Genomic DNA, 4,168 nt, shown 5'->3' on the forward strand with positions numbered 1-4,168 from the left:
CGAATAGCTTTAACATTATAAAAATCAGTGAATTCTTAGAGGCCGAAAGTTTAGCATTTGAAAGTGCATCGATCGACTAGTGATGTTGGTTGGTGAGACAAAAGTGAGGCACACAAAGCTTTGCATCAGTTTGCAAGGCTTTGTGCTTTTGGTGAGTTGGCTGTGTGATGGGGCATGGATGGGGCAAAAAATTAGCGCAAAACAACTCAAAACCTCGGAAGGTAGTGGTTCGTCTTGCGCTAACATTCTGCTTTATGACTGCTTTCTGTTCACATCGACGCACAATAATTTTATAGTGCCGCCTGTTTTGAATAAGCCTTCATGGGCGGACTGAGCCGCCCATCGATTAGCAGGTGTTAAGGGTTAAGCCTTTTTCGCCTGATACATCTCATCTCCATGGTTGTCGTCTTCAACCCAAAAATTGATGTTGAACTGCGCATCGTCGCTTAATTCAACGCGATGCCAGTACTGCGGTGGGCTGGTCGCGAACTGACCGGCATTAATCACTACCTTCACTTCGGGCTCTTTTGCGTCTTCATTGGCAAAGCCATAATACGTTACCGTTCCTTCCATCACGCAGAGCTGTCCAAACACGCCCGCAGCGGTGTTGTGGTGGGAGAGCAGTGCCGCAGGGACATTGTCTTTCGTGAAGAAGGGAGTAGAGCGTTTAACTTTCCAGTTTGCCGGGATGCGTAAATGGGACATAAGACATCTCCTTCATGTGGCATCTATAAGATGTATTTAATATACAGCTTATAGATGCCAGCAGGCAATGAATTTAAGCCAAAAAAAACGCTCCCGGAGGAGCGTCTCTGTTAGCGACCGAAAAGGTCACGTTTTTTCGGTTTGAACGGTTGTGCTATGACGACCAGTATTGCCACAACAAGATATGCGGCGAAGATCCCTAGCAGCCACTGCGGCATTTCGAGGGTTAAAAACGACCACTGACGCTCAGCACAGTCGCCGGACGCCACAAACACCTGCGGCAGCCATTTATCCAGCGGTAACCAGCTCGGGAAGCGCGCGGCAAAATCACAGGTCATAAATGGTGACGGGTGAAGCTGAATCATGGTGTGCTCATATGCTAACTGAAGACCGCGCCAGGCGCTGTAAATCCAGATAACCATCGCCACATAGCGCAGCGGTGTTTTTGGCGCGATAGCCCCCACCAGCCCCGCACCCATTACGCCAAATAATGCGCTACGTTCGTAAATACACAACACGCAAGGTTTTAGCAGCATGACGTGCTGGAACCACAGCGCGACGAGTTCCAGCGCAAAGGCGGTAAACGCCAACAATAACCATGCTCCACGACCACGGGAACACTGGTTTAAAAATCGCAACATAATAATTTCCCTGCAACATGCGTAGAGACCGCAGTTTAAACCAATTCACTTTATGCGCCACTAGCGGGAATTGAAAATTTGCGTAATCGGATAATTATCATGCAAAAAGTCAAACCGGGCAGTGATTTGCCCGGCTAATTGTTATGAAAGTGTAGCTAACCAGCCCGACTGGGTCATCCATTCTGTCATTGGTACAAGCGTGAACTCCACGCAAAGCAACCCGACGAGCGTCAGGACAAGGGTATAAGGCAGAGCCATCCATACCATGCGACCATAAGAGAGGCGAATCAACGGTGCCAGGGCGGAAGTCAGCAGAAACAGGAACGCCGCCTGACCGTTTGGCGTGGCCACGGAAGGCAGGTTGGTCCCGGTGTTAATCGCCACCGCTAACAGTTCATACTGATTAAGGCTGATGGTCCCATGCTCCAGGGCTGCTTTGGCTTCGTTGATGTAGATAGTGCCGACAAAAACGTTATCAGAAATAGACGACAGCAGACCGTTAAACAGATAGAACAGCGTTAATTGCGCGTGCTCAGAGGCTTGTAAAACGAACTGAATAATCGGAGAAAAGAGCTGCTGATCGATGATCACCGCAACAACAGAGAAGAACACGGTCAGCAGGGCGGTGAAGGGCAGCGACTCGGTAAAGGCTTTGCCAATAGCATGTTCGTCGGTAACGCCGGTTAACGACGTTGCCAGAATAATCACTGACAGACCAATTAATCCCACTTCCGCCAGATGCAGTGCCAGGGCGACCACCAGCCAGACGCCGATAATCGCCTGGATAATCAGTTTGATCTTGTCCTGGCGGGTTCGCTGCTGACGGCTCTGATCGTCAAATTTTTGCAGGACATCGCGGACGGTCTCCGGCAGCGTTTCGCCATAGCCAAACCAACGTAATTTCTCGACCAGTACGCAGGTTAGCAGACCGCAAATCAGTACCGGAACGGTGACCGGCGACATGCGGAGGAAGAAGTCGCCAAAGTGCCAGCCAGCTGCTTTGGCGATAATCAGGTTTTGCGGTTCGCCAACCATGGTCATTACGCCGCCTAACGCCGTACCGACGCCTGCGTGCATCATCAGACTACGCAGAAAACCACGGAACTGCTCCAGAACGACCTTATTGTGCTGATCGATATGGCTGTCATCGAGCATATTGTTATCTTCCCCTCGGGAAGAGGCCACGCGATGGTAGATGCCATAAAAACCGACCGCTACGCTTATCACCACGGCAACGACGGTCAACGCGTCAAGGAACGCGGAGAGGAAAGCGGCAGCAATACAAAAGGAGAGCGACAGCAGTGACTTGGAACGAATGCTGAGCAGAAGACGGGTGAAAATAAACAACAGCAGCTGCTTCATAAAGTAGATGCCTGCCACCATAAACATCAGCAGCAATAACACCTCAAGGTTGGCGGCAACTTCTTCGCGCACATGCGCGGCGCTGGTCATGCCAATGATGACGGCTTCGATGGCTAACAGCCCACCCGGCAGCAACGGATAACACTTGAGTGCCATCGCCAGCGTAAAAATGAACTCGGCCACCAACAGCCAGCCAGCAATAAAGGGATTGATGAAAAAGATAATCGGGTTAACGACTAAGAAGACGAGCAGTGCAAGTTTGTACCAGTCTGGCGACTGGCCTAAAAAATTGCGCCACATAGCGCGGCCCCATGATAGCTCCATGGTGATTTCCCTACCTTTAAAAATGAAATCATGTTGTTATGTTTGACCGCAAAGCTTAGCGGGAGGAGGGAGCACAGGCAAGCTCTTCACGTGAATGGCAAGGGTGAGTGTGCATCAGCGTTATCTGTAAAATGAAGCCTTGATCCACTTTTTCTTCATTTCGTCAGCTATCAGCTATGAAACCCGTCTGGTATGATAACTGTAACTATGTTTTGCTGTGTAATGGAATTATTACTATGGTCATTAAGGCGCAAAGCCCGGCGGGGTTCGCGGAAGAGTACATCATTGAGAGTATCTGGAATAACCGCTTCCCACCTGGCACTATTTTGCCCGCTGAACGTGAACTCTCTGAACTGATCGGAGTGACACGTACTACGTTGCGCGAAGTATTACAGCGTCTGGCGCGGGACGGCTGGTTGACCATTCAACACGGCAAACCGACGAAGGTGAATAACTTCTGGGAAACCTCCGGGTTGAATATTCTTGAAACGCTGGCGCGCCTCGATCACGAGAGCGTACCGCAGTTGATCGATAATCTGCTGTCTGTGCGCACCAACATTTCAACCATCTTTATCCGCACCGCGTTTCGCCAGCATCCTGATAAAGCGCAAGAGGTGTTGGCGACAGCTAATCAGGTAGCTGACCATGCTGATGCGTTCGCCGATCTGGACTACAACATTTTCCGCGGTCTGGCATTTGCGTCCGGTAATCCGATTTACGGTCTGATCCTCAACGGAATGAAAGGGTTATATACCCGCATTGGTCGTCATTATTTTGCCAATCCAGAAGCGCGTGGTCTGGCGCTGAGCTTCTATCGTAAGCTGTCAGAACTGTGCGAGCAGGGTGCTCATGAGCAGGTTTATGAAACGGTGCGCCGCTACGGTCACGATAGCGGCGAGATTTGGCATCGCATGCAGAAGAACCTGCCGGGCGATTTAGCTATTCAGGGACGCTAATAAAAAAAACCTCATTCGAGGCAATGTCGTTCAGTTAACGCTTAAGTTTCAGGAAGTATCAACCTGTGTTGGCGGAAGTAATGAATATGCCATCCCAGAGAAAGGATCCCGTTCACCTCATGTTCATCGTTTCTCTGAAGCACCGATACCCGTGAACGTGTAAAGGGCGTTCTCCGCCAC

General features: G+C 50.3%; 4 protein-coding genes. 1 reads left to right on the plus strand and 3 read right to left on the minus strand.

Going from position 1 to position 4,168, the window contains the following annotated elements; translation table 11 throughout:
• Positions 1-363 precede the first annotated feature (363 nt).
• From FDX11_RS23050 to nhaB, 3 genes are all read right to left on the minus strand, one after another.
• The gene (locus FDX11_RS23050; protein WP_042307882.1) at positions 364-705 is read right to left on the minus strand and encodes a DUF1971 domain-containing protein; all 342 of its coding nucleotides are present in this window, start codon (positions 703-705) and stop codon (positions 364-366) included.
• A 110-nt stretch (positions 706-815) separates the two neighbouring features.
• On the minus strand, positions 816-1,346 hold the full coding sequence (dsbB, locus tag FDX11_RS23055) for a disulfide bond formation protein DsbB (protein ID WP_042307884.1): 531 nt from the start codon (positions 1,344-1,346) through the stop codon (positions 816-818).
• Between the two features lie 141 nt (positions 1,347-1,487).
• Positions 1,488-3,032, minus strand: coding sequence for a Na(+)/H(+) antiporter NhaB (gene nhaB, locus FDX11_RS23060; protein WP_042307887.1), 1,545 nt, complete (start codon positions 3,030-3,032; stop codon positions 1,488-1,490).
• Positions 3,033-3,268: 236 nt separating this feature from the next.
• Here nhaB and fadR point away from each other — a divergent pair, with 236 nt between their 5' ends.
• On the plus strand, positions 3,269-3,988 hold the full coding sequence (gene fadR, locus FDX11_RS23065; protein ID WP_038641229.1) for a fatty acid metabolism transcriptional regulator FadR: 720 nt from the start codon (positions 3,269-3,271) through the stop codon (positions 3,986-3,988).
• The last annotated feature ends 180 nt before the right edge of the window (positions 3,989-4,168 follow it).

It is taken from the genome of Citrobacter sp. wls714 (genome assembly GCF_005281025.1).
GTDB classification, from domain to species: domain Bacteria; phylum Pseudomonadota; class Gammaproteobacteria; order Enterobacterales; family Enterobacteriaceae; genus Citrobacter; species Citrobacter werkmanii.